The 2299-nt window shown below is 63.3% G+C and carries 2 protein-coding genes; both read left to right on the forward strand.

The features are described from left to right. On the forward strand, positions 1-765 hold a 765-nt coding region (locus AC0AP0_RS12250), incomplete at its 5' end, for an AAA family ATPase (RefSeq protein ID WP_490430680.1). Next, positions 762-2270, forward strand: a complete 1509-nt coding sequence (gene dop, locus AC0AP0_RS12255; RefSeq protein ID WP_490430681.1) for a depupylase/deamidase Dop — start codon at positions 762-764, stop codon at positions 2268-2270. The genes AC0AP0_RS12250 and dop, both read left to right, overlap by 4 nt. The last annotated feature ends 29 nt before the right edge of the window (positions 2271-2299 follow it).

A 2299-nucleotide genomic window follows, 5' to 3' on the forward strand; every position in this document is an offset into this window, starting at 1 on the left:
GTCAAGGGCCCCGAGGTGCTCAACAAGTTCGTGGGCGAGTCCGAACGGCTGATCCGCCGTCTCTTCGCCCGGGCCCGCAGCCTGGCAGGCCAGGGTGGACCAGTGGTGGTCTTTATCGACGAGATGGATGCCCTGTTGCGCACTCGGGGGTCAGGCATCTCATCGGATGTGGAGACCACCATCGTCCCCCAGTTCCTGACCGAGCTGGATGGTGTCGAGTCCCTGGACCAGGTCATGGTCATCGGTGCCTCCAACCGTATCGACATGATCGACCCAGCGGTTCTGCGCCCAGGACGGTTGGATGTCAAGATCCGCATCGATCGTCCCGACAGGACCAGGTCGGCCGCCATTCTGGGCAAGTATCTGGGATCCGACATGCCAATGGACGATGGTGCCAGGCCGGAGGAGCTGATCCAGGTGCTGGTCGACGGACTCTTCGCCCGGGATGGTGACCACCTGCTGGGCAAGATCATGGATGCCACGGGCCGTTGGCACCCCCTCTACCTGGAGTCTGTGGTCTCCGGCGCCATGCTGCATAATCTGGTTGACCGGGTCAAGACCATGGCGGTCAAGGCCTCCATCGAGCAGCATTGCCAGGTGGGTCTTGACTGTGGGCTCTGCTTGAGGGCGGTCCGTGGGCAGTATGAGGACACTCTGGAGGAGCTTCGCGGCCAGGACCCGGACCGGTGGGCCAATCTGGCCGGACTGCGCCCAGGGCAGGTCCAGGAGGTTCGTCCTGTCGACGGGCCAGGGGAGCGGTCATGAATGCCGGGCGGGTTATGGGCACCGAGACTGAGTACGCCATTGCCGACCCCCAGGATCCCGGCGCTGATCCACGTGCTCTTGCCCTGCGTCTGGTAAGGGCCGCAGCCCAGCCGGACCTGGCCCACATCCGCTGGGACTACGGGGGTGAGGATCCGGTCAATGATGCCAGGGGAGGTCGGCTGCCGCGTTCCGCTGCCGCTTCGAGCATGCTCACCGATGCGCCCGGTGCCCGGCTGATCGATGTGGCAGCTCCCAACGGTGCACGGATTTACGTGGATCATGCCCATCCCGAGTATGCCTCGGCCGAAACAGTGAATGCCTTCGATGCGCTGGTTCAGGACCGCGCGGGTGACCGGATGATGGCCCAGGCCGCAGAAAAGGCTGGAGGCTTGGCCATCTATAAGAACAATGTGGACGGCAAAGGTGCCGCCTGGGGATCCCATGAGAACTATTTGATGGACAGGGCGGTGCCCTTCGCCAGAGTGGCGGCCCTGATGACCATTCATTTCGTCACCCGGCAGATCTACACCGGTTCGGGCAGAGTGGGCCTGGGACCCAGGAGCGAGGAGGCCGGCTTCCAGCTCAGCCAGCGCGCCGACTATCTGACCAGCCGCATTGGACTGCAGACCACCTTCGGGCGGCCAATCATCAATACCAGGGACGAGTCGCATGCAGGGCCGGACAGTCGCCGTCTCCATGTGATTGTGGGCGATGCCAACCGGCTGGATGCGCCCCTGGTTCTCAAGCTGGGGACCACCGATCTGTTGCTGGGACTCTTGGAATCCGAAGGCGATTCGACCCGTCAGATCGATGAGCTGTTGGATCGCTGGACCCTGGATGATCCGGTGTCTGCACTGCACACGGTTTCCCGTGATGTCACTTTGGACAAGCCGCTTGCGCTGGCGAACGGAGGATGCGCCGATGCGCTGACCATCCAAAAGGCACTGCTGGATGCGGCCCGCCAGACCAGACGGGATGCCGACCGGCCAGGTTGTGCCGACAATCGGGTTTTGAACCTTTGGGACCAGGTGCTCAAGGATCTGGTTGTGGTGCGTTCGGGCGACGACGAGGCCCGTCTGACCATGCACAATCAGGCAGGAAGACTGGAATGGCTGCTCAAATGGCAGCTTTTGGAGCGCCTGCGCCGCCGCCGTGCCATGCCGGACTGGTCGGATCCCCGTCTGGCGGCCCTGGATTTGGCTTGGGCACGGGTGGATCCTGGCCGTGATCTGCCTTGGCGACTCAGAGGATCCATCCTGAGACTGGCGGATCCCGACCAGATCGCCAGGGCCATGGATCAGGGGCCGGAACAGACCCGGGCTTGGTGCCGTTCCCAGTTGCTCCACCGCTGCCCTGATGCGGTCAGGGCCGTCTCTTGGAGTCGTGTCATTCTGGAGGATCAGGGGCCAGAGGGAGAGCCTGGGACCAGAGTTGTGGATCTGTCCGATCCGCTGAGTCACACACGGTCTTCCTGCCGGGACGACCGCGACATATACTGCTCGTAGCGCAGACAATAGTCCGATATCCGACCGGA

This window comes from Bifidobacterium sp. POST2/T3 (B1) (genome assembly GCF_058197115.1).

Excerpts from the sequence above, each read along its gene's own strand:
- dop (WP_490430681.1), top strand. The coding sequence starts at position 762 with ATGAATGCCGGGCGGGTTATGGGCACCGAGACTGAGTACGCCATTGCC.